This window comes from Mesorhizobium sp. WSM4810 (genome assembly GCF_055811235.1).
On sequence record NZ_JBVVQV010000009.1, the window covers coordinates 103078 to 129251 of the forward strand.

At 62.6% G+C, this 26174-nt stretch carries 22 protein-coding genes; 8 read left to right on the forward strand and 14 right to left on the reverse strand.

Annotated features, from left to right (window positions below):
* The first annotated feature begins 2 nt into the window (after positions 1-2).
* The gene (locus tag AC0L3O_RS15635) at positions 3-551 is read left to right on the forward strand and encodes a DUF924 family protein (protein ID WP_473615984.1); all 549 of its coding nucleotides are present in this window, start codon (positions 3-5) and stop codon (positions 549-551) included.
* A gap of 48 nt (positions 552-599) precedes the next feature.
* Here the strand turns inward: AC0L3O_RS15635 and folK are convergent, their stop codons facing one another.
* The 3 genes from folK to folP all read right to left on the reverse strand — a co-directional run bounded on the left by folK (position 600) and on the right by folP (position 2392).
* Entirely contained in the window at positions 600-1112 is a 513-nt protein-coding gene (gene folK, locus AC0L3O_RS15640) for a 2-amino-4-hydroxy-6-hydroxymethyldihydropteridine diphosphokinase (protein ID WP_473615985.1), read from the reverse strand.
* Positions 1096-1455, reverse strand: a complete 360-nt coding sequence (gene folB / locus AC0L3O_RS15645; RefSeq protein WP_473615987.1) for a dihydroneopterin aldolase — start codon at positions 1453-1455, stop codon at positions 1096-1098. The genes folK and folB overlap by 17 nt, the downstream gene beginning before the upstream one ends.
* Before the next feature lie 94 nt (positions 1456-1549).
* Positions 1550-2392 carry a dihydropteroate synthase gene (gene folP / locus AC0L3O_RS15650; RefSeq protein ID WP_473615988.1) on the reverse strand — a complete coding sequence of 281 codons (843 nt, stop codon included), beginning with the start codon at positions 2390-2392 and terminating at the stop codon, positions 1550-1552.
* An 84-nt stretch (positions 2393-2476) separates the two neighbouring features.
* On the opposite strand from folP, the gene AC0L3O_RS15655 reads away from it, so the two are divergent.
* Positions 2477-3094, forward strand: coding sequence for a DUF922 domain-containing Zn-dependent protease (locus AC0L3O_RS15655; protein ID WP_031255671.1), 618 nt, complete (start codon positions 2477-2479; stop codon positions 3092-3094).
* 46 nt (positions 3095-3140) lie between these two features.
* Here AC0L3O_RS15655 and AC0L3O_RS15660 read toward each other — a convergent pair whose 3' ends face one another.
* From AC0L3O_RS15660 to AC0L3O_RS15670, 3 genes are all read right to left on the reverse strand, one after another.
* Positions 3141-4169: an NAD(P)/FAD-dependent oxidoreductase gene (locus tag AC0L3O_RS15660; protein WP_128244846.1), complete on the reverse strand. Its 1029-nt coding sequence runs from the start codon at positions 4167-4169 to the stop codon at positions 3141-3143.
* Positions 4170-4376: 207 nt separating this feature from the next.
* Positions 4377-4697, reverse strand: a complete 321-nt coding sequence (locus AC0L3O_RS15665; RefSeq protein WP_473615989.1) for a 2Fe-2S iron-sulfur cluster-binding protein — start codon at positions 4695-4697, stop codon at positions 4377-4379.
* Positions 4698-4797: 100 nt separating this feature from the next.
* Positions 4798-5166, reverse strand: coding sequence for an Hpt domain-containing protein (locus AC0L3O_RS15670; protein WP_473615990.1), 369 nt, complete (start codon positions 5164-5166; stop codon positions 4798-4800).
* A 289-nt stretch (positions 5167-5455) separates the two neighbouring features.
* On the opposite strand from AC0L3O_RS15670, the gene AC0L3O_RS15675 reads away from it, so the two are divergent.
* Positions 5456-12631 (forward strand): kinesin, encoded by a 7176-nt coding sequence (locus AC0L3O_RS15675; protein WP_473615992.1) that lies wholly within the window; start codon positions 5456-5458, stop codon positions 12629-12631.
* A gap of 142 nt (positions 12632-12773) precedes the next feature.
* On the opposite strand, the gene AC0L3O_RS15680 is transcribed toward AC0L3O_RS15675, so the two are convergent.
* From AC0L3O_RS15680 to AC0L3O_RS15695, 4 genes are all read right to left on the reverse strand, one after another.
* The gene (locus AC0L3O_RS15680; protein ID WP_413468521.1) at positions 12774-13388 is read right to left on the reverse strand and encodes an ABC-type transport auxiliary lipoprotein family protein; all 615 of its coding nucleotides are present in this window, start codon (positions 13386-13388) and stop codon (positions 12774-12776) included.
* Between the two features lie 115 nt (positions 13389-13503).
* Positions 13504-14877 (reverse strand): MlaD family protein, encoded by a 1374-nt coding sequence (locus tag AC0L3O_RS15685; protein ID WP_128169027.1) that lies wholly within the window; start codon positions 14875-14877, stop codon positions 13504-13506.
* A 14-nt stretch (positions 14878-14891) separates the two neighbouring features.
* Positions 14892-15710: an ABC transporter ATP-binding protein gene (locus tag AC0L3O_RS15690; protein ID WP_023801128.1), complete on the reverse strand. Its 819-nt coding sequence runs from the start codon at positions 15708-15710 to the stop codon at positions 14892-14894.
* Between the two features lies 1 nt (position 15711).
* Complete coding sequence (locus tag AC0L3O_RS15695) at positions 15712-16899, reverse strand: ABC transporter permease (RefSeq protein ID WP_128244844.1); 1188 nt, start codon at positions 16897-16899, stop codon at positions 15712-15714.
* Between the two features lie 100 nt (positions 16900-16999).
* Between AC0L3O_RS15695 and dgcA the strand changes: the two genes are divergently transcribed.
* Positions 17000-17983: an N-acetyl-D-Glu racemase DgcA gene (dgcA, locus tag AC0L3O_RS15700; protein ID WP_473615993.1), complete on the forward strand. Its 984-nt coding sequence runs from the start codon at positions 17000-17002 to the stop codon at positions 17981-17983.
* On the opposite strand, the gene AC0L3O_RS15705 is transcribed toward dgcA, so the two are convergent.
* Positions 17954-19171, reverse strand: a complete 1218-nt coding sequence (locus AC0L3O_RS15705) for an MFS transporter (RefSeq protein ID WP_473615994.1) — start codon at positions 19169-19171, stop codon at positions 17954-17956. The two genes, dgcA and AC0L3O_RS15705, sit on opposite strands and share 30 nt — an antisense overlap.
* A gap of 239 nt (positions 19172-19410) precedes the next feature.
* On the reverse strand, positions 19411-20241 hold the full coding sequence (locus AC0L3O_RS15710; protein WP_473615995.1) for a UDP-2,3-diacylglucosamine diphosphatase: 831 nt from the start codon (positions 20239-20241) through the stop codon (positions 19411-19413).
* A 119-nt stretch (positions 20242-20360) separates the two neighbouring features.
* Between AC0L3O_RS15710 and AC0L3O_RS15715 the strand changes: the two genes are divergently transcribed.
* Complete coding sequence (locus AC0L3O_RS15715; protein ID WP_473615997.1) at positions 20361-21140, forward strand: SDR family oxidoreductase; 780 nt, start codon at positions 20361-20363, stop codon at positions 21138-21140.
* 125 nt (positions 21141-21265) lie between these two features.
* Here AC0L3O_RS15715 and AC0L3O_RS15720 read toward each other — a convergent pair whose 3' ends face one another.
* Positions 21266-21814, reverse strand: coding sequence for a TetR/AcrR family transcriptional regulator (locus AC0L3O_RS15720; RefSeq protein ID WP_236392367.1), 549 nt, complete (start codon positions 21812-21814; stop codon positions 21266-21268).
* Between the two features lie 158 nt (positions 21815-21972).
* On the opposite strand from AC0L3O_RS15720, the gene AC0L3O_RS15725 reads away from it, so the two are divergent.
* Together AC0L3O_RS15725 and AC0L3O_RS15730 are read left to right on the forward strand one after the other, a co-directional pair.
* The gene (locus AC0L3O_RS15725; protein ID WP_473615998.1) at positions 21973-22383 is read left to right on the forward strand and encodes a DUF1761 domain-containing protein; all 411 of its coding nucleotides are present in this window, start codon (positions 21973-21975) and stop codon (positions 22381-22383) included.
* Between the two features lie 325 nt (positions 22384-22708).
* Positions 22709-23614: an alpha/beta hydrolase gene (locus tag AC0L3O_RS15730; protein WP_473615999.1), complete on the forward strand. Its 906-nt coding sequence runs from the start codon at positions 22709-22711 to the stop codon at positions 23612-23614.
* Between the two features lie 352 nt (positions 23615-23966).
* Here AC0L3O_RS15730 and AC0L3O_RS15735 read toward each other — a convergent pair whose 3' ends face one another.
* Positions 23967-24935: an MBL fold metallo-hydrolase gene (locus AC0L3O_RS15735; RefSeq protein ID WP_473616000.1), complete on the reverse strand. Its 969-nt coding sequence runs from the start codon at positions 24933-24935 to the stop codon at positions 23967-23969.
* A 139-nt stretch (positions 24936-25074) separates the two neighbouring features.
* Between AC0L3O_RS15735 and AC0L3O_RS15740 the strand changes: the two genes are divergently transcribed.
* On the forward strand, positions 25075-26022 hold the full coding sequence (locus AC0L3O_RS15740; RefSeq protein WP_287238088.1) for a LysR family transcriptional regulator: 948 nt from the start codon (positions 25075-25077) through the stop codon (positions 26020-26022).
* Positions 26023-26174: the final 152 nt, after the last annotated feature.

Genomic DNA, 26174 nt, shown 5'->3' on the forward strand with positions numbered 1-26174 from the left:
AGATGATCGAACTGGGCGAGCGCGCGCTCTCCGTCACCAAATTCTGGCGTGACGCCGGGAAAGATGCATGGTTCGAGAAGAATGACGCCTTCGACGCGGAGTTCCGCAACTGGTTTCTCGAGCTGCATTACGCTGCCGCGCGGCGTGAATGCGACGGATGGTCGGAGCATGCCGAAGGCTCACTGGCGCTGATGATCCTGCTCGACCAGTTCCCGCGAAACTGCTTTCGCGGCACCGGCCATATGTATGCCACCGACCCCCTGGCAAGGCATTTTGCCGAAAAGGCGATCGCCGCCGGCCAGGATCTGGCGCTCGACGAAGAGCTTCGCGTCTTCCTCTATTTGCCTTATGAGCATTCGGAGCATCTCGCCGACCAGCTCAAATCGGTGGACCTCACTACCGCCAAAGCCCAATCCTATCTGAAGTATGCCGTCGAGCACCTGGAGATCATTCAGCGCTTCGGCCGCTTTCCGCATCGAAACAGGATGCTTGGCCGCGAGACGACGCCGCAGGAACAGGTGTTCCTCGACGGCGGGGGATTTGCCGGCTGAGATCAGTGTATCGGAGCCAAAAATGGTTAGAGGTTTTGGTTCGATGCTTTAGGTCAGCCACCAATCCCGGCCGGACGACAATTGCTCGATGCCGGCGCTGTCGAGAGCGGCAAGCCGCTCCGCCACGCTTCTGCCGTCGACGGTGAGGTCAGGCACGATCTCGGCCAGCGGCGCCAGAACGAAGGCGCGCTCCAGCATGCGCGGATGCGGCACTTCCAGCCCGGTTTCGTGGATGATCCGATCGCCGAACACCAGAATGTCGATGTCGATCAGCCGTGGACCCCAGCGCTCCTCGCGCACCCGCTTCAGCCTGCGCTCGACGTCGAGACAGAGATCGAGCAATGCATGTGGCGCGAGCACGGTCGAAATTTCGGCGGCCGCATTGAGAAAATCCGGCTGGTCGAGCTTGCCCCAGGGCGGCGTGCGGTAAAGCGAGGAGACGACAACGACGCGCGTGTTCCCGTCGGCGTCCAGCATGCGCAGCGCCGCGCCCATCGACCTTGCCGGGTCGCCGAGATTGCCGCCAAGGCTGAGGTAAACCGTGTTATTGGGGCCAGGCAACGGTCACCTCGACATGATCGAGCACGCCGGGCACCGGCGCGTTCGGCTTGCGCACAGTGATCTCGGCCTTTTTTATCTGGGGAAAGCGGGCTGTCAGCGCCCGGGCCACCTCCAGCGCCAGCGCTTCTATCAGAAAACGCCTCTCCCCGGTGATGATCTTTTCGATCACCCCGAAGGCAACGCCATAGTGGACGGTATCCTCAATGGAGTCATCGACCAGCGCGCGGCCGGGTTCGACGGTGAGCGCAGCGTCGACATAGAAACGCTGGCCGAGCGTCTCCTCCTCATCCAGCACGCCGTGCCGAGCGAAGAAGGCGCAATTTTTCAGGCGGATGACATACATCGCTCAGCGTCCTGCTCGATTGGAGCGATGCGCGTCCGCTTGGGCGCACAGACTACGCTCTAAGGCCTTTGATCTACGCATTTCGATTTGCGGGCTATGCGGCGGTTTCACGCGCCAGCATAGCATCCGCAACCGCCAGCGCATCCACATTGATTGCGACATCGTGGACGCGAAAAAGCCGCGCGCCCTTGAGCCTCAGTATGACGCTCGTCGCCGCTGTTCCGGCATCTCTGGCCGAGGCGTCGCGGCCGGTGACGGCGCCGATGAAGCGCTTTCGCGATGTACCGGCCATCAGCGGAAAGCCCAAGACATCGAGCTCGGAAAACCGTGCCATCAGGTCGAGATTTTCCTCCGCGGTTTCCTTGGCGAAGCCAAAGCCCGGATCGAGCACGATCTGGTCGTCGGCAACGCCGCTTCGCCGGGCGATTTCCAGGGACTTCCCGAGGAAGAAAAACTGATCCTCGATCACGTCGGGCAGTTTTTGCCTGTCACGCCCGGTGTGCATGATGACAAGGCCGGCGCCGGTTTCGGCCGCGACCCGCGCGATGCCCGGTTCGCGTTGCAGGCCCCAGACGTCGTTGAGGATGTGGGCTCCGGCGGCGACGGCAAGCCGGGCGGTGTCCTCGCGATAGGTGTCGACCGAAATCAGCGCCTCGCCGCGCCCGGCGAGCGCCTTGATGACAGGCAGCACGCGGGCCTGCTCTTCCTCGATAGCTACCGGAAATGCGCCGGGGCGTGTCGATTCCCCACCGACGTCAATGACGGAGGCCCCTTCTTCCACCATCCGGCGCGCCTGGGCAATCGCCTGTTCGGGCGCGACGAACAGTCCGCCGTCAGAAAAACTGTCCGGCGTGACATTGAGAATACCGACGATCACCGCCTTGCCGCCAAGGTCGAGATGGCGCCCATGCGCCAACTGCCATCGCCCTCTCGTCATTGTCGATAAACCATGTGTGATCCACCAAAGATCAATTCCGTTGCGTCGGCAACGGCCGTAGCGCAAGGTAGGCAAAGAGGCAACATGATGAAACGATCCCTGCTTTGCGCCCTGATGCTTGCTTGTTCCGCCTTGCCGGCGGGCACGGCGAATTTGGTGAAGACATATAGCTATTTCAGCATCGGCGGCAGAACGCTCGATGATATCGGATCCCAGCTTACGAAACTTGGACCTCGGGTGAAAAGCACCGGGATGCGGCATCCAGGCGCCACGCAGATGGCGTTCACCACCCGCGTCAGCTATGCGGAAAGATCGAACTCCTGCGCGATTGCCGACGCCGATGTCACCGTCAAGGTCAAGGTGATCCTTCCCGAGTGGCGCCGCCCGCGCAAGGCTGATGCCGGCGTAAGGCTGTTTTGGGATACATTGTCCGCCGACATCAAGCGTCATGAGGACCGCCATGTCGAGATCGCCAAGAACCATGCCGGCGAACTCGAGGATGCGCTGAAGGCGACCCACCCGCGCAAGACGTGCCAGGAGGCCAAGGCCAAGGCAGCGGAGATCTCCGCCGCTATTCTTGCCAAGCACGACCGCGCTCAGATGCAGTTCGATCGCGTCGAAACCATCAATTTCGAAAGCCGCATCCTGCGGCTGCTGCGTTATCGCATGAAGCGCATCGAAAACGGCCGGCTGCCGGGTTAGCTTCGGCCAGACGGTAAGGACGATTCTCGTTGAGCGAGTAAGAGACTCAGCCGGCGACGCCGAGCTTCTTCTGCAGGCTGGTCGACGACGTCGTATACTGGAATACGATGCGCTCGCCGGGGCTGACGATGCGCTTGGCCGCCTGCGCCATCAGCGCGACCTCATGGAAGCCCGACAGGATCAGCTTCAGCTTGCCGGGATACCAGTTGATGTCGCCGACGGCGAAGATGCCCGGTACCGACGTCTGGAATTTCTCGGTGTCGACCGGGATCAGGTTCTCGTGAAGATTGAGCCCCCACTCGGCGATCGGTCCGAGCTTCATGGTCAGCCCGAAGAACGGCAGCAACCGAGTGCACGGCACCTCGGTGTCACCGTCGGGTCCCTTGATGGTCGCCGCCGAGAGATGGCCGTCCGTGCCGGTCAACCCGGTCACCTGCCCGACATGGAAATCCAGTTCCTTCATCTCCTGCATGGCGTACATCTTGTTGACGCTGTCTGGCGCCGCGCGGAACTCCGGCCGCCGGTGCACCAGCGTCACGCTCTTGGCCACCGGCTGCAGGTTCAGCGTCCAGTCGAGCGCCGAATCGCCGCCGCCGACGATAACCAGGTCGTGGCCGCGGAATTCCTCCATCCGGCGCACCGAGTAGAAGACGCTCTTGCCCTCATAAAGCTCGATGCCCGGAATTGGCGGCCGCTTCGGCTGGAAAGAGCCGCCGCCGGCGGCGATAACCACAATCTTGGCTTCAAACACCTCGTTCTCGTCGGTGATGACGCGAAAGCTGCCGTCCTCGAGCTTTTCGAGGCTCGAGACCATGCGGTTGAAGGTGAAGTCGGGCTTGAACGGCGCGATCTGCTCAAGCAGTCTGTCGACCAGGCCCTGGGCCGAGATCGATGGCCAGCCGGGAATGTCGTAGATCGGCTTTTCCGGATAGAGTTCGGCGCATTGCCCGCCGGGCCGATCGAGTATGTCGATCAGATGGCATGTCATGTCGAAGAGGCCGAGCTCGAACACGGCGAACAGGCCGACGGGCCCCGCCCCGACAATCAATACGTCCGTCCTGATGATATCGGTCATGAATGCGCCTTCGATGCGCATGACCCCGAAAATCGGAATCGATTCTCGCCGGGGATCCTGCGCCCAATCACCGTGCTACAGCGTGCTTTGCGTGGTCCAGGGAACGTGCGGCGCTGTAGAGAACGGCGCGACACTGCATGACCATTGGCCCGCTGCCAAGCCGGCGCCGGAAAAATCGGCTATATCCCCCGCTTAAGCCTCCACGCTTCAGCCCTGGCGGGCGGGCACGCTCACAACCAGGCCGTCGAGAGCGTCGCGCACCTTGATCTGACAGGAGAGCCGTGAGTTCGGCTGGACGTCGTAGGCGAAGTCCAGCATGTCCTCTTCCATCGCTTCCGGCTCGCCGACCTCCGCCGTCCACGCCTCATCGACATAGACATGGCAGGTCGCGCAGGCGCAAGCGCCGCCGCATTCGGCCTCGATCCCCGGCACGGCGTTGCGGATCGCGTTCTCCATGACGGTCGAGCCGTTTTCGGCATCCACGTCAAAATGTGTGCCGTCATGGGCGATGAAGGTCAGCTTGGTCATTTGTCACCTGAAGGGAGTCCCAGCCGAGATAATCACTCCCGCAGACAAGTCAACTGCGGCGCGAAAGCGTCGCTCTATGCCGTTTTTTTCGGAAATGGGTTTAACGGCTGATGGAGGCGACGAAATCGCGGACTTCTTCGATCAGGGAGCCAAGCCGCTTGAGGGTATTGGTATCTTCAGGTTGAAGTTCGATCGCGCCGGCGCAATCGGCAACAGCGAAGGCGCCGACGCCGCGCGCCGAGCCTTTCAGCCCGTGCGCCAGGAGCAGTCTTTGCTTCACATCGGCGTCGACGATCCTGTCGCGAACCGACAACGCCTGCTGCACGAACAGCGCCAGCACCTCCTGTTCGAGGCTGCGGTCGCCCATCGTCTGGCGCGCCAGATGCGTCAGGTCCACGGGCCGCGACCCGGCCGTTCCCGACACATCGCCGCCGGGCATCGAGAAGGCAATGCCGTTTTCGCCACGCATGACTCTGCACCTCCGTTCTTCCAGCCGCCAAAAATAGGCAGCCGCCAAAAAATAGGCCCATCCTGTGGACGACGGGTTAATGATTGGCCCGGAAAAATGTTGCGATAGCGGCGCCGGAATCACAGTTCTGTTAACCTTATATTTAAAGTTTTACGTATCGCACCGAATGCAGGTTTTCTTTACCCCGGTGTGTCATTACGATACGAAAGGTCCATTTTCAGCCTCTTGCGTGGGACACGAAAAGCAAAATCAACAAGTCCCGCGGCAGCTTGTACAGGGTAGCGAAGGCATGGCGAAGAAAACAACGACGACAAGAACGCTCGACAACGACGTAGCCAGGGAACTCGAAAAAGCGCTTGAAATCGATCTGAACGGCGATGCCGGCGGCGACCTCGACATCGCCGCGTCGATGGAGGATTTGGAAGCGCAGATATCGCAGGCCGCCGACGAGTTGGCACGCGAGGGCCGTGACCAGGATGCCGAGGCTGTCGCCAACCAGAACCAGGATGCCGAGCCTGTCGCCAACCAGAATCAGAATGCCGAGCCTGTCGTCAACCAGAGCCAGAATGCCGAGCTTGCCGCCAATCAGGACCAGAAAGCCCAGGACCAGAGAGAGGCGGCAAACGCCAAGCCGGCTGAACCGCGCCCTGCTGAGCTGCGCCCTGTTGAAACGCGCCCCGTTGAAATGCGCCCTGTTGAAACGCGCAATGGCACGCAGTCGGCCGGCTTCACTCCGGCCAACGATCCTCGTCAAAAAGATTACAAGACGCTGCTGCACACCCTCAATCGGCGTGCCTCGAACACGATCTACTGGGTCGTGGCGCTCGTTTCGCTCGCCTGGGTCGCGGGCGCCGGTGCATTGGCAAACCTGCTGTTTGGCCCAGGCATTTGGCAAATCCGCACGCCCGGCCAGTTTTTCGCCCGTCCCGAACTGATTGGCCTGGCAATCGCTGCGATCCTGCCGGTCCTCCTGTTCTGGGCGTTTGCAGCCATGATTCGCCGCGCGCAGGAGATGCGCATCGCCGCTCAGTCGATGACGGAAATGGCTTTCCGCCTGACCGAGCCGGAGCAAATCGCCCAGGATCGCGTCATGATGATCGGGCAAGCCGTGCGCCGCGAGGTTGCGGCCATGGGTGAAGGCATCGAGCGCACGCTTGCACGTGCCGTCGAGCTCGAAACCCTGGTCCACAGCGAGGTCAACCAGATCGAGCGCTCCTATTCGGAGAATGAATCCCGCATCCGCTCGCTTGTCGACGGGCTGGGCAGCGAGCGCGAAGCGGTGGTCACCCACGCCGAACGCGTGCGCGCCTCGATCACCGGCGCGCATGAGACGCTGAAGGACGAAATCGGGGCTGCCAGCGACATCATTCGCGACAGCATCCTCAACGCCTCAACCAACCTGTCGATGACCATCACCAATTCCGGCGACACGTTGATCGACAGGATCAACCAAAGCTCGCTGTCGATCTTCGATTCGGTGGAAGGCCGGCTCGAATCCATCACTGACCGGCTGTCGACCTCCGGCGAAGCCTTCGCCAGCCTTCTCGACACACGCATTGCCAAGCTGACGGAGACGACCGACGGCCTCACCCGGTCGCTGACCGATCTGCTCGACGATCGGACCTCCGGCATGGTGTCGCTGCTCGGCGGCGCCGCACGCACGCTCAACTCCGAATTTGAAGCCAGCCTTGACGGCATCGAGCGGACGCTCGCCGAACGCGGCCAGGTGCTGATCAGTGAGTTCCAGACCCGCGCCGAAGCGCTGGACACCGGCACCCAAAAGCTCAACGCCGCCCTCGAGGCCCGCGCACGCCAGATCAACGAGACCCTGGTCGAGCGCGCGCGCGAAATCGCCCATACCTTCCAGGAGAGCAAGGAGACGCTTTCGGCGATGATCGATCAGGGCAAGACCCAGATCGGCGCCGACATGGCCGACATCGTTTCGTCGACCTCGTCGATGCTCGAAGCACGCGCCGGCGATTTCGCCGGCCGCATGGAAGCGGCCCGTCATGTGGTGTCGCGCGCCTTCGACGCCGACATCCAGCGGCTTGCCGATGCCCGCGTCGGCATCGAGGAGGCTGTCGAGAACCACAGCCGCAAGCTTTCCGAAAGCCGCGAACACATGACGGCGGCCATGCAGGCCGATCTGGAGAAATTCGCCGAAAGCCGCGCCGGCATCGACGCGGCTGTCACCGACCAGGTGCAAAAGCTTGGCGAAGGCCGCAACCTGATCTCGCGCGCCCTGGAGGAGGATCTGCGCAAGGTCAACGAGTCGCGCGCCGCCATCGATGCGTCGCTCGGCAGCCATCTCGAACGGCTCGAAGAGGGCCGCAACAGGCTTTCGCAGGCCTTGAACGAAGACTCCGGAAAACTTGTGCAAGCCCGCACGATAATTGACGAAATGGTTGCCGGCCATGTTGGAAAGCTCGCCGAAGGCCGCAGTATTCTGTCACGCGCTCTCGATGCCGATCTCGGCAAGCTGGCCGGCAGTCGCGCCAGCATCGACGGCCTGGTCGCTGGCCAGGTCGAGAAGATCGCCGAAGGTCGCGCCTTGCTCGCCAAGGCGCTGGAAACCGACATTGTCGGCATCAAGGGTCTCATCGAGACCCATTCCGCCAAACTGGCGGAAGACCGCAGCGAGCTTTCGCGTTCGCTCCAAGACGACCTGTCGGGCATCCGAGGCCTGATCGAGGACCATTCGGGCAGGCTCGCCGACGATCGCAGCCTGCTTTCGCAAACGCTCGAAGCAGACCTCGCCAAATTGGCGGAAAGCCGGTCGAGCATCGACGGGCTGGTCGCCGGCCAGGTCGAGAAGCTGGCCGAAGGCCGCAACATCCTCAAGCGCGCGCTCGAATCCGATCTCAACACGATCAAGGACGTCATATCAGGCCAGTCGGAAAAGCTGGCGGAAGACCGTGGTCAGCTCTCGAAGGCGTTGGAAACCGACCTGCAGAGCGTGAATGGCCTTATCTCCGATCACATGAACCGGCTCTCCGAGGACCGTTCAATCCTATCGAGGGCGCTCGAAGACGATCTCGCCAAGCTGGCCGAAAGCCGGTCCAGCATCGATGGGCTGGTCACCGGGCAGGTCGAGAAACTGGCCGAAGGTCGCGACATCCTCAAGCGCGCGCTCGAATCCGATCTCAACACGATCAAAAGCGTTCTATCAGACCAGTCCGAAAAGCTGGCGGAAGATCGTGGTCAACTGGCGCGAGCGTTGGAAACCGACCTGCAGGGCGTGAATGGCCTTATCTCCGATCACATGAACAGGCTCGCCGAGGACCGTTCAATCCTGTCGAAGGCGCTCGAAGACGATCTCGCCAAGCTGGCGGAAAGCCGGTCGAGCATCGACGGGCTGGTTGCCGGCCAGGTCGAGAAACTGGCCGAGGGTCGCGACATCCTCAAGCGCGCGCTCGAATCCGATCTCAACACGATCAAGGAGGTCCTATCAGGCCAGTCCGAAAAGCTGGCGGAAGACCGTGATCAGCTCTCGAAGGCGTTGGAAACCGACCTGCAGAGCGTGAACGGCCTTATCTCCGATCACATGAACAGGCTCGCCGCAGATCGCTCGACCCTGTCCCAGGCGCTCGAAGACGATCTCGCCAAATTGGCGGAAAGCCGGTCGAGCATCGATGGGCTGGTTACCGGGCAGGTCGAGAAACTGGCCGAGGGTCGCGACATTCTCAAGCGCGCGCTCGAATCCGATCTCAACACGATCAAAAGCGTTATATCGGACCAGTCCGAAAAGCTTGTGGAAGACCGCTCGATCCTGTCGAAGGCGCTCGAGGACGATCTCGCCAAGCTGGCGGAAAGCCGGTCGAGCATCGACGGGCTGGTTGCCGGCCAGGTCGAGAAGCTGGCCGAAGGCCGCGACATCCTCAAGCGCGCGCTCGAATCCGATCTCAACACGATCAAGGACGTCATTTCAGGCCAGTCGGAAAAGCTGGCGGAAGATCGTGGTCAACTGTCGCAAGCCTTGGAGACCGACCTGCAGAATGTGAACGGCCTGATCTCCGATCACATGAACAGGCTCGCCGCAGACCGCTCCACCCTGTCCCAGGCGCTCGAAGACGATCTCGCCAAATTGGCGGAAAGCCGGTCGAGCATCGACGGGCTGGTTGCCGGCCAGGTCGAGAAGCTGGCCGAAGGTCGCGACCTGCTCAGACGCGCGTTGGAAGCCGACCTCAATACCATCAAGGGTGTCGTCGCCGATCAGTCTCAGCAGCTGACCGACAATCGCGCAGAGTTTGCGCGGGCGCTGGAGGCCGATCTCGGCGGTGTCAATGGTCTTGTGAACAGCCACGCCGAGAAGCTCATCCAGGACCGCTCGATCCTGTCCAAGGCGCTCGAAGACGATCTCGCCAAGCTGGCGGAAAGCCGGTCGAGCATCGACGGGCTGGTTTCCGGCCAGGTCGAGAAGCTGGCCGAAGGCCGCGACATCCTCAGACGTGCGCTGGAAGCAGACCTGCAGAAAATTGCGGCAAGCCGCAGCGACATAGACGACATCATCGCCGGGCACGTCGGCAAGCTGACCGAAGGCCGCGACGCGCTGACCCGTGCGCTGGAGGACGACCTCTCCAAGCTCGCCGACACGCGCAAGGAAGTCGACCGTTCCCTGTCCGGCCATATCGACCAGATCGCCGCCAGGAGCACCGACATCTCGGACGCCATTGCCGCCGACGTCGAAAAGATCGAGCAGGCGTTCAGCCGCCAGACCGGCATCATCGAGGAGCGTGCCGGGACCATGGAGCGCGCGCTGTCGACCGGCGTCGACAACGTCCGCAACGTGCTCGAAAAGAGCGCCGTCTTCGTTGCCGGAGCGCTGCGCGAAAAGGTCATGGAAGTCACCAGCGCACTGCATGAGCAGGCAGGCGCGGCTTTCAGTGACGCCGATCGCAAGATCGCCGAACGGGCGGAGCAGACCTCTGCTGCCCTGCTCGCCAGGGCGGAGGATATCGCACGCACCTTCGAGGAAGCGGATCGCCGCCTCGCCGCACGTGCCGAAGACACGTCAAGCGCGCTCGTTGCCCGGGCGGAGGGTGCATCGAGCGCAATCATGGCCCGCGTCGACGACACCTCGAACTCGTTGCTGGCGCGCGCCCAGGAAACGGCCGACCAGCTGGCTGCCCGTGCCAGCGAGATCGCCGGTACATTCGATGCGGCGGACCAGAAGCTGGTTGCCCGCGCGGTCGAAACGGCACAGTCGCTGGCGGAACGCGCCGGCGACATCCTGCGCAATTTCGAAGGCGCCGACGAACGGCTCAGCGTGCGCATCGGCGAATCGGCCGAAGCGCTCGCAGCGCGTGCATCGGACCTTGGCCGCATTTTCGATGCTGCCGACCAACAGCTGATCTCGCGCATCGCCGAAGGTTCGGAAGCGTTGTCGGCCCGCGCGTCCGAGATCGGCCGCATCTTCGATGAGGCGGATCACCGCCTGGTGTCGCGTATCGCCGACAGCACGTCGACGATCGGAGAACATGCTGACAACATCGTCGGGGCCTTCGCCAGCACCGAGCAGCGGGTTGCCGAACGTGCAAAGCAGACCGGGCAGGACCTAGCCGTCCACGCCCGTGAGATCGAGCAGGCGCTCGCCGGCGCCGACGAGCGCCTGGCCTCCAGCGCGGCGGCCGCGGCGGCTCGCGTCGAGGAACAGGTTGCCGGCGTCGAAAACCGTCTGGTCAACACCACCGAAACGATAGGCCAGAAGCTCAACGAGCAGGTTTCGACCGCCGAGGCGCAGCTCATTTCGCGCGCCAACTCGATCGCCGAAACCTTCACGGCGGTCGGCCAGCATATCGGCCAGAGCACCAACGACGCCGCCAAGACCATCGGCACCAACACCCGCGAGCTCAACACCATGCTTGCGGCACGTTCGGCCGAGATCTCGAAAATCCTTGACGAAACGGCACGGCCTCTGGTCGAGCGCTTCGCCCACGGCGGTTCGGAATTGCAAAAGAGCATGGAAGAGGTGACCGAACGTGCCACCGAGAAGCTGCGCAGCGAAAACGCCGCCTTGGTCGACGCGCTCGCCAGCCGCACGGCCGAAACATTGTCGGCCGTCGAAGGGGCGCGCTCGACGCTCGCCGACAGCGTCGCCGACCTCATCGGCCGCATGAGCACCTCGAGCGCACAGCTCGGCCAGCTGATCGAACAGGCGGCGGCCAATCTCGGCCAGGTCGACGAACGCCTGACCGGCAGCACGCAAAGCTTTGCGGCGACCACGGAAAAAGCCGCGCAGACCTTCGCCAGCTCGGCGCGTCTGGTCGATTCGAACACGACACGGCTTACCGAGCTGTCGTCCTCGACCTTGCGCGAGGTTGCCTCGATCGCCACCAAGTTCGACGAGCACAGCCGATTGCTGTCGAGTGCTTCGGACCTGTTGAGCTCGGCCCAGAGCAACCTCGAACACACGCTGGAAAGGCAGTCGTCGCTGGAGGACCTCGCCGTCGGCCTGGTCAAGAAGTCGGAGGATCTCGAAAAAGTCATGCGCTCGTTCGAGGATCTGGTCGGCCAGACGTTGCAGAACGCCGAAGGCAAGACGCTGGAGTCGGCGGACAAGATCCGTACCTCCATTGCCGACGTCGTCGATTCGGCAACCAAGCGCTTTGCCGACGCGACCGAGGAGATGCGACGCACCGCCAGCTCGATCAAGAGCGAGCTCGACCTTACCCGCGCCGAGCTCAAGAAGGGTGTCATCGAGATGCCGGAAGAGGCAAAGGAATCGACCACGGCCATCCGTCGTGCCGTTTCCGAGCAGATCAACGCCCTGAAGGAACTCTCTGATATCGTTGCGAAATCTGGCCGCAGCACCGACTCCTCGGAGCCGCGCAACCTGCGCCCGGCACAACAGGCGCCTGCCCCGCGCGCCACTGAGCCGCTGCGCCGTCCTCCGGCCCCGGAACCCCTTGCCCCGCAGGCGCCGTCGGATGACACCGCACTGCGCGGCGACCTGGAACGCCCGCCGGAGACGGCGCCGCGCCAGCGCGACCCTAATGGCCGCGCGCCGCAGGGCGGCTGGGTACGCGATCTCTTGACCGGGGCGTCGCGCGAAGAGGCCGCCAAGCCCGCAGCACCTTCGGAAGCGCCACGCTCGGCAGCCCCTGCCCAGCGCTCGCCGCTTCATGTCGTGGAGTCGCTCAACTCGCTTTCCGTCGACATCGCCCGCGCTATCGATCACGACGCCTCGATCGAACTGTGGAACCGCTACCGGAGCGGCGAGCGTGACGTGTTCACCCGGCGTCTCTACACGCTGAAGGGACAGCAGACGTTCGACGAGATCCGGCGCAAATATCAGATGGAGGCGGAATTCCGCGCCGCCGTCGACCGTTACTGCGACGACTTCGAAAAGCTGCTCAAGGACGTCTCGCGCAACGACCGCGACAACATGATGGCGCAGACCTACCTGACGTCGGACACCGGCAAGGTCTATACGATGCTAGCCCACGCCAGTGGCCGCCTGCATTGATCAGACGATGGGCGAACGGAAATAGGCGGGAAATTCCCGCCTTTTTGGAGCAATCGCTTCGGGTTTGAATTTCACATCGTCACCGGCGTTGGCCCTGCCCCTCAGGCGGCTCCGGCTGCGACAATTGAGTGCACGGCTGTGGTCAGATCACCGAATCGGTCCAGCGGACGATGTCCTTGGCGGCATCGCCGAACGCCCTGTCGAGCGCGTCGACATAGGCCTGGTTGCCGCTGCCGGAGACGGGCGCGGTCGCGTTGAAGCTCTTAGAGGCGCGCACCTCGCCATTGCGGTCGTTCAATATCCGCACGAACAGCTCGACCTCGGCGTGTTGGCCGCCGTCGACGCGGACTTCGAAGGAACGGACCTCGACGATCACCTGATAGTCGATCGCCAGGCCCTCGCCCGGCTTGCCGACACCGGCGAAACTGCCCGAGCGCTGGAATGTCTCGGCCAGCCGCGCCTGCACGATCAGCGGCAGCCGGTCGGCCCATTGCGCTCCCTTGAGGTACTGGATCGAGCGCACCGACGGCTTGATGACGATGTTCTGGCTGTCCAGCGCCTTGAGCGCGGAAGGCTGGGCGATGAGGATTTGTTGGCGGCCGCGGCCGCGCGCATCGAGCGACGGCGCCGACAGTTCGAATGTGTCCAGGGGCGCCGGCCCGCCGCCCGGCAAAAACGCGCAGCCGGCCAGCGAAAGCGCAAGCAATGCCACACCCGCAGTGGGCCCGCCCGCTTTGACCCCGCCCAATCTAAGCACGCCCAATTTAAGCACGACCGACTTCACACGCGATCCCCGTTGTCCCCGAATCGAATGAGCAAATCGCACCCGCAGCGTACTTGCCTGCCGTTCTTGGGGCCGGCGAAAGCCGAAGTCAACGCCGCACCCTGCCATCGAATTGCCGAACCTCACCTTCGCCGCCTGACAGGATTCGCTGCGGATTGCGGCTGAGATCCGTTACCGCCTCTTCGATGCGGTTGATCGAGCGACGGCTGTCTTGGACCAGCGCTTCGACGTCCTGCAGGCCCTGGCCGGAGAATCGCGCCAGATTGTCGGTGATGGTGCCGAGGCGGGCGTTCAGCGTGTCGGCGACCTGCTTGAACGATTTCAGGGTATTCCTGGCATCGGCTATCATGCCGTCGGCCTGGCCTGAGCCGAGCAATGTATCGACCTTGACGAGGATGCCGTCGACACGCACCGAAGCGTCGTTGAGGCGCTCCGCGAGCTGCTGCGCGTCCTTGATCGTCTGGTCGATATCGTCGGCCCGGTTGGCGAATTTGTTGGTCACCTTGGCGATGTCGGCGGCAGCCTCGTTGGCGTTTTCGCTGGCCTTCTGGATGTTGGCCAGCGCGGTGCGGACCTGTGCCGGATCGATGCCGTCGAGAACGCCGTCGACCTTGGCCAGCGTGCCTTGCGTCCTTTGGGCGAAATCGTTGATCGACCCCACCGCGGTGTCGACATTCCTGACGACCGTGTCGAACTGCTTGCTGGTTTCCTTCAGGTTCTCGGTCACCGTATCGACGTTGGCGACAATACTCTTGATCTGATCCTTGTCGACGGCGTTGAGCAGCCCTTCCGCCGCCTTCAGCGTGCCGTCAAGCTTGCCCGAGACGCCCCTCAGTTCCTCCGACAGCGAACTGACGCTGGCGAGGAATTTGTCGATGCCGTCAGAGTTCTTGGCCAGCGCATCGGAGAAGGTCTGCACATTGTTGACGGTCTGCGTCAGCGGCCCGCGAACGTCGCTGGTGAAGCCTTCGAGCTGGGAGAGAACCGTATCGGCGCGGGTGAAGATGTTCTGCGCCGTCTGCAACAGGTTGGTGACCGCCGACGGGTTGGCGACGATCTCGGCGACGCGGCCCTCCTGCTCCGCCTGGTCGAGAAGGTTGACCTCCTTGGGGTCAGCGCCCCTGAGTTCGATACTCGCTTGGCCGGCGAGGCTGACGATCCCGATATCGGCCTGCGTCGATTTGGTGATCGGCGTCGTGCGGCCTACTTCGGCTTCGGCTATGGCGTCGTTCGGATTGGCGGGGTCGATATAGACGCGCCTGACATCCCCGACCCTGACGCCGTTGAACAGCACGAAACTGCCGCGGCCGAGGCCGGAAGCCGATCCCGGAATGCGCACCCGCAGCATCGCCGTCTCACCCCTGTCGCCGATCGCGGCCGTCCAATAGACGAACGCGAATGCCGCCAGGATCGCGGCTAGCGTGAAAATGCCGACAATGACGTAGTTGGCTCTGGTTTCCATTTATCCACTTATGGCTACGCGCGGGCCGCAAGATCAAGTTGCCGCGCACGTTTTCCGCGAAAATAGGATTTCACCCAGGGTTCCTCGCTCTTGAGCATGTCGTCGATCGTGCCTTCGACCAGCACTTTCTTGTTGCCGAGCACGGCCACCCGATCACAAGCGGTGAACAGCGTGTCGAGATCGTGCGTGACCATGTATACGGTCAGATCCATGGTATCGCGCAGCTTGACGACCAGTTCGTCGAACTCAGCGGCGCTGATCGGATCGAGGCCGGATGTCGGCTCGTCCAGGAATACGATGTCGGGGTCGAGCGCCAGCGCGCGCGCCAGCGCCGCACGCTTGATCATGCCGCCGGAAAGCTCGGACGGGAATTTCTGCGCCGCATCCGGCGGCAACCCGACCAGTTCGACCTTGAGCATCGCCAACTCGTCCATCAGCTTTTTCGGCAGATCGAGATATTCGCGCATCGGCACCTGCACGTTTTCGAGCACCGTGAGCGCCGAAAACAGCGCGCCGTGCTGAAAGAGGACGCCAAGGCGCATGTCGATGCGAAGGCGCTCCCTCTCGCTCGCCTTTTCGACATCGACGCCGAACAGCTTGATCGTTCCCGACTGCTTGTGCACCAGGCCGAGAATGGTGCGCAGCAGAACCGACTTGCCGGCGCCGGAGGCGCCGACGAAGCCGAGAATTTCGCCACGCCGGATATGGAGCGACAATTTATCGAGAATGACCTTGTCGCCGAAGGAGACGGTGACGTCGTGCGCAGAAAGCACGATCTCGTCCTCGTCGGCCCTTTGCGTAGTCGTGGTCGGCTTTGTGCCAAGCAGCGCCATGTCAGAACTCGATCGCTGCGTAGAACATGGCGAAAAGCCCGTCGAGGATGATCACCACGAAGATCGACTTCACCACCGAAGCAGTCACGTGCTGCCCGAGCGATTCGGCGCTGCCGCCGACCTTCATGCCTTCGACCGAGGCGATCGTGCCGATGATCATGGCCATGAACGGCGCCTTGATCAGCCCGGCAAAGATGGTGCTGAGATCGATGGCAACGCGCAGCCGGTCGATGAAGGCGGCCGGTGCGATGTCGGAGTAGAGCCATGCCGCCAGTATGCCGCCGCCGAGTGCGGCGAAATTGGCAATGATCGTCAGGCAAGGCAGTGCGATCACCAGCGCGACCAGCCGCGGAAACACCAGAACGCCGATCGGATTGAGCCCGATGACCTTCAGCGCGTCGACCTCCTCGCGCATTTTCATCGAGCCGATTTCAGCCGTGATGGCGCTGCCCGAACGGCCGGCGATCATGATCGCAGTCATCAGCACGCCGAGCTCGCGCAGGATCAGCACGCCGACAAGGTCGACGACGAAGATATCGGCGCCGAAATAGCTGAGCTGATAGGCGCCTTGCTGGGCGACGATCGCCCCGACGATGGCCGACATCAGCACAACCACCGGGATGGCGCCGACGCCCATGCGGTCCATCTGGTTGAAGATCGCCGCCGGATTGACCGCATGGCCGCGGCCAAGCTTCATCTGCGCGCCGCGTATCGTGGCGCCCAGTATGTTCATCGCGGCCAGGAAATCGTCACGCATCTCATAGACGCGCCGGCCAACCGCCTCGAGCGCGCGAATGACGATGTTCGGCGGCCCAACGATGCCGGAATCAGGTTCGCGTCGAACAGCGTCACCGACGGCGCCGAGCAGGATCGAGGCAACCTCGCTTTGCCCCTGCATCGTGATTTTCACACCCTGCTTTTCGAAGGCGCTGACCAAACGGTCGATCACCCAGGCGCCGGCGGTATCCATTTTCTCGATATGCGAGAGGTCGAGCGCCAGCGTCTGAAAGCCGCTGCGTTGCTCGATCTTGCGCATCTCGTCATCGACGAGCGCCACGGTGCGTGTCGTCCAGGTGCCGGAGAAAGCGCAGCCGAGGACGCCGCCGTCCTCGCCGACCACAACTCGCGGCTGGTGGTCGGCCTCCTTGGCGGTCGTGCCGCTTGCGTCGCGTTTGCGGATCGTCAACATGGCGTCCTGTTTAGCCTGACGGGCCGATCTGTTTAACCTGACAGAACCCACCTGTCGATTTGCCGACAAGCTTGTTGTCGCACAGCCGGAGCAGAAAAATATGGCGCGTGTCATTTCGGTCGAGTCCGAGCGCTTTCCTATCGCCGGGACCTTCACCATCTCGCGCGGTTCGAAAACCGAAGCCGAGGTCGTCACAGTGACGATCCGCGAGGACGGCCAGAGCGGGCGCGGCGAATGCGTCCCCTACAAACGCTATGGCGAAACCATCGAGGGTGTGCGCGATGCGATCGAGGCGATGCGGGAGCAGATTCAAGACGGCATCAGCCGGGCCGCGCTGCTCGACGCCATGCCGGCGGGCGCGGCGCGCAACGCCGTCGACTGCGCGCTATGGGACCTGGAGGCGAAGATCGCAGGCAAGCCGGTGGCTTCCAGCATCTGCACGGCGCCGCCGAGGGCGCTCGAAACGGCTTACACGCTGTCGCTCGGCGAGCCCGAAGCCATGGCAGCCCAGGCCCGCGCCAATGCCCTGCGCCCGCTTCTCAAGGTCAAGATCGGCGGCGACAACGACATGGCCCGCATCCGCGCGGTCAGGGAGGCGGCACCGGCGAGCCGCATCATCCTGGACGCGAATGAGGGCTGGAGCGACGACAACATCGTTGCAAACCTGGCCTTTGCCGCCGAGCACGGCATCGCGCTGATCGAACAGCCGCTGCCGGCGGGCCGTGATGGCATCCTTCGCAACATCGCCCATCCGGTGCCGATCTGCGCTGATGAAAGCCTGCATGAGGCTAAAGACCTTGCCTGGCTTGTCGGCCTTTACGATGCGGTCAACATCAAGCTCGACAAGTCGGGCGGCTTGACCTCTGCCCTCGTCCTTCGCGATCGCGCCCGCGAACTGGGTTTTGGCGTCATGGTCGGCTGCATGGTCGGCACGTCATTGGCCATGGCGCCGGCGGTGCTGTTGGCCCAGGATGCCGATTTCGTCGATCTCGACGGTCCGCTGCTGCTGGCCCGCGACCGTGCGCCTGGCCTTGTCTACCAAGTTTCGCTGGTGTCACCGCCCGATCCGGCGCTGTGGGGCTGAACGCGCCGCAAGCCCGATCAGCACAAGGCCGACCAGGGCGATCGGGATCATGGCATAAAAGCCGTCGACGCCGAAGCGGTCGTAAAGCGGGCCGCACAGGAGCGTCACCACAGCGGTGAAAAAGCCGTTGGAGAAATAGGCGATGCCTTGCGCGGCCCCGGTGCGTTCCTCCGCGACCGTCTCACCGATCATTTTCTGCAGGCCGATCAGCACCAGCGCCACCGAGACCGCGTGCAGCGTCTGGACTGCGAAAAACCCACCTACGCCAAGGCCAAGCGGCCAGATCAAGGGAAAGGCAATCCAGCGCACGATCGCGCCTATTCCCGCCATCACCATGATCGATACGACCGAGAAGGAACCGAAAACCCGAGTAAAGATCATGAACATGCCGATCTCGGCCAGGACACCCCAACCCCAAAGCAGCCCGACCACAGAGTCGCCGATGCCGATCGATTTCCAGTAGATCGAGACGAAGCCGTAGAAAAACGCGTGGCTGGCCGTGATGACGCCGACGCCGACGGAGAAATACAGGAAATAGCCGTTGAGGAGTTTTGGCGCCGACTGCTGGATGTCGGCAGCCGAAAGCGGCGAGGCACGGCGGGGACGGCCGAGCCGCGGCGCGATCAGTGCGACGACAAGTGCGGCGCCAAACGCCACGAAGATGATCACCGGAACTGCCTGGGCGCCGGTCGCCGACAGGATAAAACCGCCGACAAGATTTGCGCACAGATAGGAGATCGATCCCCATTTGCGCATGTTGGCATAATTCGAGCCGAAGCGGCGCACCCCCGACAGCGCCAGCGAATCGGCGATCGGCGAATGCGGCGTCCAGGCGACAGTGAGCGCCAGCGAAACGGCCAGCACCATGGCATAGCTCGGCGTCAGGAAATAACCGGCGGATAGCGCCAACGATGCGGCCGTCAGCGCGACATAGACATGGGCGCGGTCGCTCGCCCTGTCGGCCAGTGCCGTGAGCAATGGCGTCGTCACCACGCGCAGGAACATCGGTGCCGCGAGAATGATCGCTATCTGCTCGGCATCAAAACCGTTTGCCTGCAGCCACAACGGAAAGTACGGCAAATGTATCCCGAGCGGCACGAAAAGCGTGAAGAAGATCAGGCCCATGCGCAACTCGAAATGACGCGGCTTGACGAGCTGTTCGGGTGAAAGCGGCGGCAGGGAGGACATCAGCAGGCAATCCGTCGGCGCAGCATTCGACCGGCCGGCCAGCCAACGCACGCCGATCCCATAACATGGCGAAAAAAGCGATGAAACCGCTGCGCTAAAGCGCGTCGCGTTTGACCGGCCTCATGCGACGCGCTTCAGGTTCTTGTTTTATGCATGTCGTTATCGCAAAACCGCTGCATACCCTCGGGTCAGGCCCTCAGGGCATGCTTTTGCGCGACATGCATGAACGCATCATCGCGTCAGGCAGCCTGGACTGCCCTGCCCTTGATGCCGACGATGTCGATCGGCACCAGCACTTCGCCGCCGGCCGGAGCCTCCGGCAGGACATGTGCCCAGTGCAGGATTTCCATCTGGCCGTCGAAATGCTCGACCACCGCGGTGCAGCTCTCCACCCAGTCGCCGGTGTTGATGTATTGCACGTCCTCATAATTTTCGATCGCGGCATGGTGGATGTGGCCGCAGATCACGCCGTCGACATGCGAGCGGCGCGCTTCCTCGGTTAGCATGGTCTGGAACGAGCCGATGAAATTCACCGCCTTCTTGACGTTGACCTTGGCCCAGGACGAAAACGACCAGTATGGCAGGCCAAGCAGCTGGCGAAGTCGCGTCACCACGCGGTTGACCAGCATCGCCGCATCATAGGCGTAGTCGCCGAGATAGGCCAGCCAGCGCGCATTGTGGACGACGGTGTCGAACTGGTCGCCATGGATGACGAGAAAGCGTTTGCCGTTGGCGGTCTCGTGGACGACGCGGTCGGCGACGACGATGCCGCCGAAATGCACGCCCTGGAACTGGCGCGCGAATTCGTCGTGATTGCCGGCGATGTAGGTGATGCTGGCGCCCTTGCGCGCCTTGCGCAGCAATTTCTGGACGACGTCATTGTGGCTTTGCGGCCAGTGCCAGTTCCGTCTGAGCCGCCAGCCGTCGACGATGTCGCCGACGAGATAGATGATATCGGCGTCGTGATGGCGCAGGAAATCGATCAGGAACTCGGCCTTCGCCGCCTTCGATCCGAGATGGACGTCGGAGATGAACATGCTGCGGAATGTGCGGGGCTCTGCGCCAGGCATTGGATTCTCACCGTTGCTTCCGAACAGGCTATGCCTCGATTCATGCAACAACCGTATGACGGTTGCGATTGGTCCAGCCCCAAGAGTAGGTTGCGACCCAAATCAGAGGAGAAATCGCCATGAATCTCGGTATTCGCGGAAAAAAGGCCATCGTCTGTGCTTCGAGCAAAGGACTTGGGCGCGGTTGCGCCATGGCGCTGGCCGAAGCGGGCTGTGATCTGGTCGTCAACGGGCGCAACGCCGACCAACTGGCCAAGACCGCCGCCGAACTGCGCGAAAGATTCGGCGTTGAGGTGACCGAGATCGTCGGCGACGTGTCGAAGCCCGAGGTGCAGAAGGCGCTGCTTGCCGCCTGCCCCGATCCCGATATCCTCGTCAACAACAATGGCGGACCGCCGCTTCGCGATTTCCGCGAGCTCGACCGCGAAAAGATCCTCGAAGGCGTCACCCAGAACATGGTGACCCCGGTCGAACTGGTTCAGGCTGTCATCGACGGCATGGCCGAGCGCGGCTTCGGCCGCATCGTCAACATCACCTCGCTGTCGGTCTATGTTCCCATTCCAGGCCTCGATCTGTCGTCCGGCGCGCGCGCCGGACTGACTTCGTTCCTGGCCGGCGTCGCGCGGACGGTGATCGACCGCAATGTGACGATCAACAACATGCTGCCGGGCAAGCTCGACACCGACCGGCTGCGTCCCCCGCATGAAGCCGGCACCCCGGAAGATCCGGCAGCCGCCGCCGCACGCAAGACCCAGGCAGCAGTCAACGTTCCGGCCAAGCGGCTCGGCACGCCGGAGGAATTCGGCCAGATTTGCGCCTTCCTGTGCTCGGTTCACGCCGGCTACCTGACCGGGCAGAACATACCGGTGGATGGCGGCCTCTACGTCAGCGCGTTTTAGCGCCTAACGCTTGGTCCCGCTGGCAACGGCGAGAAAAAGGATGTTTTTCTGACCGTCTTTCACGGCGGATCCCGAGGCTTGCTGCGGCCGCCCCTGACCGCCTCCACGCACTTATGAGAGTGCAACTAGTCTCGCCCCATCAGCGTTTTGATCAGCGTCTCGGCGAGCCAGCTTTCATATTCGTCCGAAGACCAACCCCGCTCCAACACGAGCATGCGATATACGTCGCGGCCGGTATACATCCATAGGATGTCGCGCACGCGGGCTAAGCCGAGTTGGCGCGCGACAGTGACGGATGCGACGAGAAGGTTGGCACGCGCTTCCTGGAGCTTGAAGCGAACGGTCTCCAACTCCGTCTCGATCGCCTTCAGCTCGGGAGACAGGGCCGAGACGCCTCGCATAAGGCCGATCTCCTCGCGTTCAGCATCAAGGATGACCCGAGAGATCGAGGCAGTAATACGCAGAATTTCCTCGGGGTCTCTCGCGTTCTCGGCTTGCTTAGCTATCTCCGCATAGCGCGGCCCGAAGAAGGAACGGTCGACCACGGCTCTTAGAATGCCGATCTTCGACTGGAACAGGGCATAGACGGTCGGTGCCGAAACACCGGCGGCTGATGAGATGTCATTAATCGTGACCTTTTCCACTCCGCGCGCAGTAAAAAGCTCTTTCGCCACATCGAGAATGCGTTGACGCGTGCCGGAAGCGCGCTCCGACCGCAGCCGTGCGTCGTAGCGCCTGCGGGTTTTTGAATTGTCATTCATATTGGATATAGTAAGCTATACCCAATATAACCGCCAGATCATTGAATCAGTAGGCTGGAAGGAGGAGCAGCATGATCAAGTTTGTGCCGATAAACCTCTGGGGGATCGGAACTGCGGTACTCGCAGCCTGGGTTGTCGCTGGGCTTTGGTATTCGCCGCTGCTCTTTATCCGACCGTGGGCCGAGATGTCGGGCGTCGACGGCGCGAAATTCGCCGCCGGCCTGGGGCGGGCGATTGCGGTCGACCTTGCCTCGTTTGCGGTCATGGCGTTTATCCTCGATCAGGTACTTCACGCCTGGGGCGCGCTGACGATCGTCTCGACCGTCCTCTGCACTTTCCTGCTCTGGCTCGGCTTCGTCGCTGTCACGCTGCTGCATTCGGTGACCTATGAGCACCGGCCTCTGCACTATTATGCGATCAATGCCGGCTATCGCTTGGTCAGCATGGTGGCAATGGGTGTGATCCTGACCGTGTTGCGGTAACAAAGGCGCTGTTGTCGACCTGTTCCAGGCATCCGGATTTGCTCGCACTGCGGCGCAAGTTGACCCAAAGGCGACCTTCCGGAACCGATTTTCCTTCCCCAAACCGGACTTTGAACGCAACCAGCGCTCATGACCCGAAGCGGCCAAATATCAGATGGAACATTCGACCATGTGCGGGGCAGTGCTAAAAGGTGACGAGCGGGTTTACGGCCGTGTCGCGATTCTAACGAAAAATTCCAAGCGCTGGCATTGGCACTTTATGGATGACGTGTGGCTGTTGCTGTCCGCCGGTTTTCTAGGCTTGATGAGAGGCTAGGTAAGCAAAATGAGCGATGTGGACGAACACCTCGATCTGACGGAGATCAACGCCGTCCGCAGGTTGTTGACGTCAAAGCCACGACCGGTGGACTGGGGCGAACGCCGGGCGCGGCTCGACGAGGTTGGTTCGGTGTGGCCGATTGCGGACGACATCCGATGCGAGGATGCGGTTCTCGACGGCCTTGGGGGAGAGTGGTCGCTAGCGCCTGAGAGTGACAGGGATAAGGTTCTGCTCTTCTTCCACGGTGGTGGCTACTGCTCCGGCTCTCTCCAAAGTCATCGTCGAATGGTGACCGAGGCAGGTCGAGCAATGGGAATGCGCACCCTCGCGATCGACTATCGACGCGCACCGGAACATCCTTTCCCTGCGCAACATGAAGACGCACTTACCGCATGGCGCTTTCTGAGCCGGCAAGGGATCGCGCCGGACCGCATCGTGGTTGGCGGAGACAGTGCGGGCGGCAACCTCACCCTGTGCTTGGTCAATATATTGCGCGCGGCAGGGGAGCGGTTGCCGCGATGTCTTTGGCTGGTCTCGCCCTGGACGGACCTTTCGATGTCCGGCGCGACACTATCAACTAAGGACGCGATCGACCCTATCATCCACCGGGCGTATTTGGAGGACCTGGCCACCGCCTATGTTCCCCATGGCGTTGGTCGGCGCGATCCCCTGATCTCGCCGTTGTTCGCCGATCTGGGCGGATTTCCCCCAATGCTGATACAAGTCGGTTCGGCCGAGGCGCTGTTGTCGGACGCAACTCGGCTCGCGGAAACCGCTGGCGCGGCTGACGTCAAAGTACGTCTCGAAATTTGGCCGTATATGATTCACGCTTGGCCGGTTTGGAATGCAGGATTGAGTGCCGGTCGCCGCACTCTTCACAGCGCGGGTGTGTTTGTCCGCGAATATTTATAACCCTGGGTGAGGCATTTGCTGGCGCCACTTTCTCGTTCCCAATCGACGAGACGAATGACAGCATTCCGCAGGCTGCACCGTTGTAGACATCACACTGGGCGGTGGCGGCCTCTACGTCAGCGCGTTTTGGTACCTAACGCTTGGTACCCGCTGGGAACGCCGGGAGGCAATCCATCTCGGCCGTTCTTGTCAGGAAGTGACGGCTCTGAACGCAGGCGTTGCAGGTGCCGTGCCAGACCATAAGGAGCCGATTTATCGTGCGAAGTCTCAAAGACATCGGCTGCGCTGGCGAGGGGGCGGGTGTGGTGTTGAGCAGCGGGGCTATGATGGCCCCTTCCCGCGCCGGCCGCCGCTACAGTGCATAGGGCCATTCGTCCGGCACGAAGCGATAGGCGTCGCCATCGCGCGCCACATGGCCGATGCCGGGGAACGGCAAATGCATGCCTGCGATCAGCATCCGGTCGGCAGCGACCCGGTCGAGGGTCCGCTTGCGCGTTTCGGCAGCCAGCTTGGAATCGACATCGAAGGCGATGCTCCAATCCGGGCGCGCGAACTGGTAGGTCGCCATGTGCACGACATCGCCCCAGATGAACAGCGCCTCGCCGTCCGATTCCACGATGAAGCCGGCATGGCCCGGAGTGTGGCCGGGCAGCGGCACGGTGCGGATCGAGCCGAGCGCCTCGCGCTCGCCGTCCACTTGCCGCAGGCGATCCGTATAAGCGGCGGCAGCCTTGCGTGCCCCGATGAAGAACGGCTTCGCTTCGTCCGGCGCCTGGTTCATGTTCGCATCGTCGTGCCAGAAGGCGTAGTCGGTGGCGGTGACGACGAGTTCGGCATTGGGAAACAGCGCCTGGCCGGCGGGAGTCAGCACGCCGTTGATATGGTCGGGATGCATGTGGGTAATCAGCAATGTGTCGATCTGGTCCGGAGAGACGCCGGCCGCCTCGATAGCGGCCGGAAGTCGGCCGAGTGACGGGCCCATGCTGTCCGACGTACCGGCGTCGACGAGCACCAGACGGTCGCCCAGATTGATGAGATAGGCATTGACCGGTGCGCGGCGCGGTCCGGGCTTCTGGAAGCTGGCCTCAGCCAGCCGCTCCGCATCGGCCTCAGCGAGCCCGATGACCAGCTCGGAACCAATGTCGATATAGCCATCTAGTAGCGCCGTAACCTGGACCGATCCCACGTTGCGGCGCAGCGCGCCAAGCGTTGCGGCGTCGACCAGCGGCGCTCGGGCCACCGCCGGAACGGATACATTGGCTAGGAGAGTGCCGCCGGTTAGGCCGGCACCGGCGAGAAAATGACGGCGGGAAAGCGGCATTGCATCGTCTCCAGTTTGGGGATCAAGAGCTCCAGGCGGAGCAAGGCGGGTCTATGTCATAGGCTCAGCTTTTTGAACTTGCCGATTCCTTATATGTCTTATTACTCTTGTTTATTAATCACGACGGAGAGTTGCCATCATGGACCGCTTGACCGAGCTGACCAGCTTCGTACGCGCCTGCGATACCGCCAGCTTCTCGGCGGCAGCGCGCGAGTTGGGCTTGAGCCAGCCGGCCGTCAGCCAGCAGATCCGCGCACTGGAAAAGCGTCTAGGGGTCCGGCTCTTTGACCGTACGACTCGCCATGTTTCGCCGACGGAAGCCGGCCGGCGTTATCTGGAGCGCGCCCGCGACATCATCGAGCGCCTCGAGGAGGCGGACCGCAGCGTCGGCTGCCTCGAATCGAAGATGTGCGGACGTCTTGCCGTCGGCGCGCCGGCCAGCTTCGGCGCAGGTGTGCTTGGCAGCTACCTGATCGAGTTCAAGCGCGCCTATCCGGAACTGTTGCTCGACGTGGCGCTGACCGACAGTTTCGTCGATGTGATCGCAGAGGGGCTCGACGTGGCGATCCGTATGGGGACCATCGATGACGACCGGCTGATCGTGCGCAAGCTCGGCGTGATCGGGCGCTGCCTTGCGGCGACGCCAGAGTATCTCGACCGCAGGGGCCGGCCGCGACGCCCGGAAGATCTCGCCGACCATGATTATCTGCTTTACGCCCACATCAGGAAGCGCGATGTCGTGCCGCTCACCGGCCCGGGCGGCGAAAAGGCCGAGGTGCGAATCCGGCCGGCCATGCGCTCCGACAATTCGCTGCTCAATCATCAGGCGTTGCTGTCCGGCGTCGGCATCGGCCTCGGGCACAGGGTGATACTCGATCCGCTCATCGCCGAAGGCTTGCTCGAACATGTGCTGCCGGACTGGCACTATGCGCCGCACCATGTGCATGCGGTCTATCCATCGAACCGCTTCATTCCGTTGAAGGTCAGGCGGTTCGTTGCCGGCTTCGCCGATCACCTCGCCGCGATGGGTGCGTTCATCGATGACAAAAAAGCATGTACATCCAAGGAAACGGCGCCGGCCCAGTGAAGTCTGACGTTTGTACGCGCAGGGAAATGGCGGAGACGGGGGAGTCGAGATGTGGCGCGGCGGAGATAGGCGTAGCCCCGCAACCGCGCAGTGAGTAGCTGTCGGGTGGACGGCAGCCGCAAAGCTTGGAGGCGGTCGACCTGACACCGTTG

Coding starts and splice junctions, on each gene's coding strand:
- AC0L3O_RS15660 (WP_128244846.1), bottom strand. CDS start 4,169: ATGACCGATATCATCAGGACGGACGTATTGATTGTCGGGGCGGGGCCC.
- folP (WP_473615988.1), bottom strand. CDS start 2,392: ATGACGAGAGGGCGATGGCAGTTGGCGCATGGGCGCCATCTCGACCTT.
- AC0L3O_RS15670 (WP_473615990.1), bottom strand. CDS start 5,166: ATGCGTGGCGAAAACGGCATTGCCTTCTCGATGCCCGGCGGCGATGTG.
- AC0L3O_RS15690 (WP_023801128.1), bottom strand. CDS start 15,710: ATGGCGCTGCTTGGCACAAAGCCGACCACGACTACGCAAAGGGCCGAC.
- AC0L3O_RS15730 (WP_473615999.1), top strand. CDS start 22,709: ATGAGCGATGTGGACGAACACCTCGATCTGACGGAGATCAACGCCGTC.
- AC0L3O_RS15655 (WP_031255671.1), top strand. CDS start 2,477: ATGATGAAACGATCCCTGCTTTGCGCCCTGATGCTTGCTTGTTCCGCC.
- dgcA (WP_473615993.1), top strand. CDS start 17,000: ATGGCGCGTGTCATTTCGGTCGAGTCCGAGCGCTTTCCTATCGCCGGG.
- folB (WP_473615987.1), bottom strand. CDS start 1,455: ATGTATGTCATCCGCCTGAAAAATTGCGCCTTCTTCGCTCGGCACGGC.
- AC0L3O_RS15740 (WP_287238088.1), top strand. CDS start 25,075: ATGGACCGCTTGACCGAGCTGACCAGCTTCGTACGCGCCTGCGATACC.
- AC0L3O_RS15665 (WP_473615989.1), bottom strand. CDS start 4,697: ATGACCAAGCTGACCTTCATCGCCCATGACGGCACACATTTTGACGTG.
- AC0L3O_RS15735 (WP_473616000.1), bottom strand. CDS start 24,935: ATGCCGCTTTCCCGCCGTCATTTTCTCGCCGGTGCCGGCCTAACCGGC.
- AC0L3O_RS15695 (WP_128244844.1), bottom strand. CDS start 16,899: ATGTTGACGATCCGCAAACGCGACGCAAGCGGCACGACCGCCAAGGAG.
- AC0L3O_RS15685 (WP_128169027.1), bottom strand. CDS start 14,877: ATGGAAACCAGAGCCAACTACGTCATTGTCGGCATTTTCACGCTAGCC.
- AC0L3O_RS15635 (WP_473615984.1), top strand. CDS start 3: ATGATCGAACTGGGCGAGCGCGCGCTCTCCGTCACCAAATTCTGGCGT.
- AC0L3O_RS15715 (WP_473615997.1), top strand. CDS start 20,361: ATGAATCTCGGTATTCGCGGAAAAAAGGCCATCGTCTGTGCTTCGAGC.
- AC0L3O_RS15710 (WP_473615995.1), bottom strand. CDS start 20,241: ATGCCTGGCGCAGAGCCCCGCACATTCCGCAGCATGTTCATCTCCGAC.
- AC0L3O_RS15705 (WP_473615994.1), bottom strand. CDS start 19,171: ATGTCCTCCCTGCCGCCGCTTTCACCCGAACAGCTCGTCAAGCCGCGT.
- AC0L3O_RS15725 (WP_473615998.1), top strand. CDS start 21,973: ATGATCAAGTTTGTGCCGATAAACCTCTGGGGGATCGGAACTGCGGTA.
- AC0L3O_RS15675 (WP_473615992.1), top strand. CDS start 5,456: ATGGCGAAGAAAACAACGACGACAAGAACGCTCGACAACGACGTAGCC.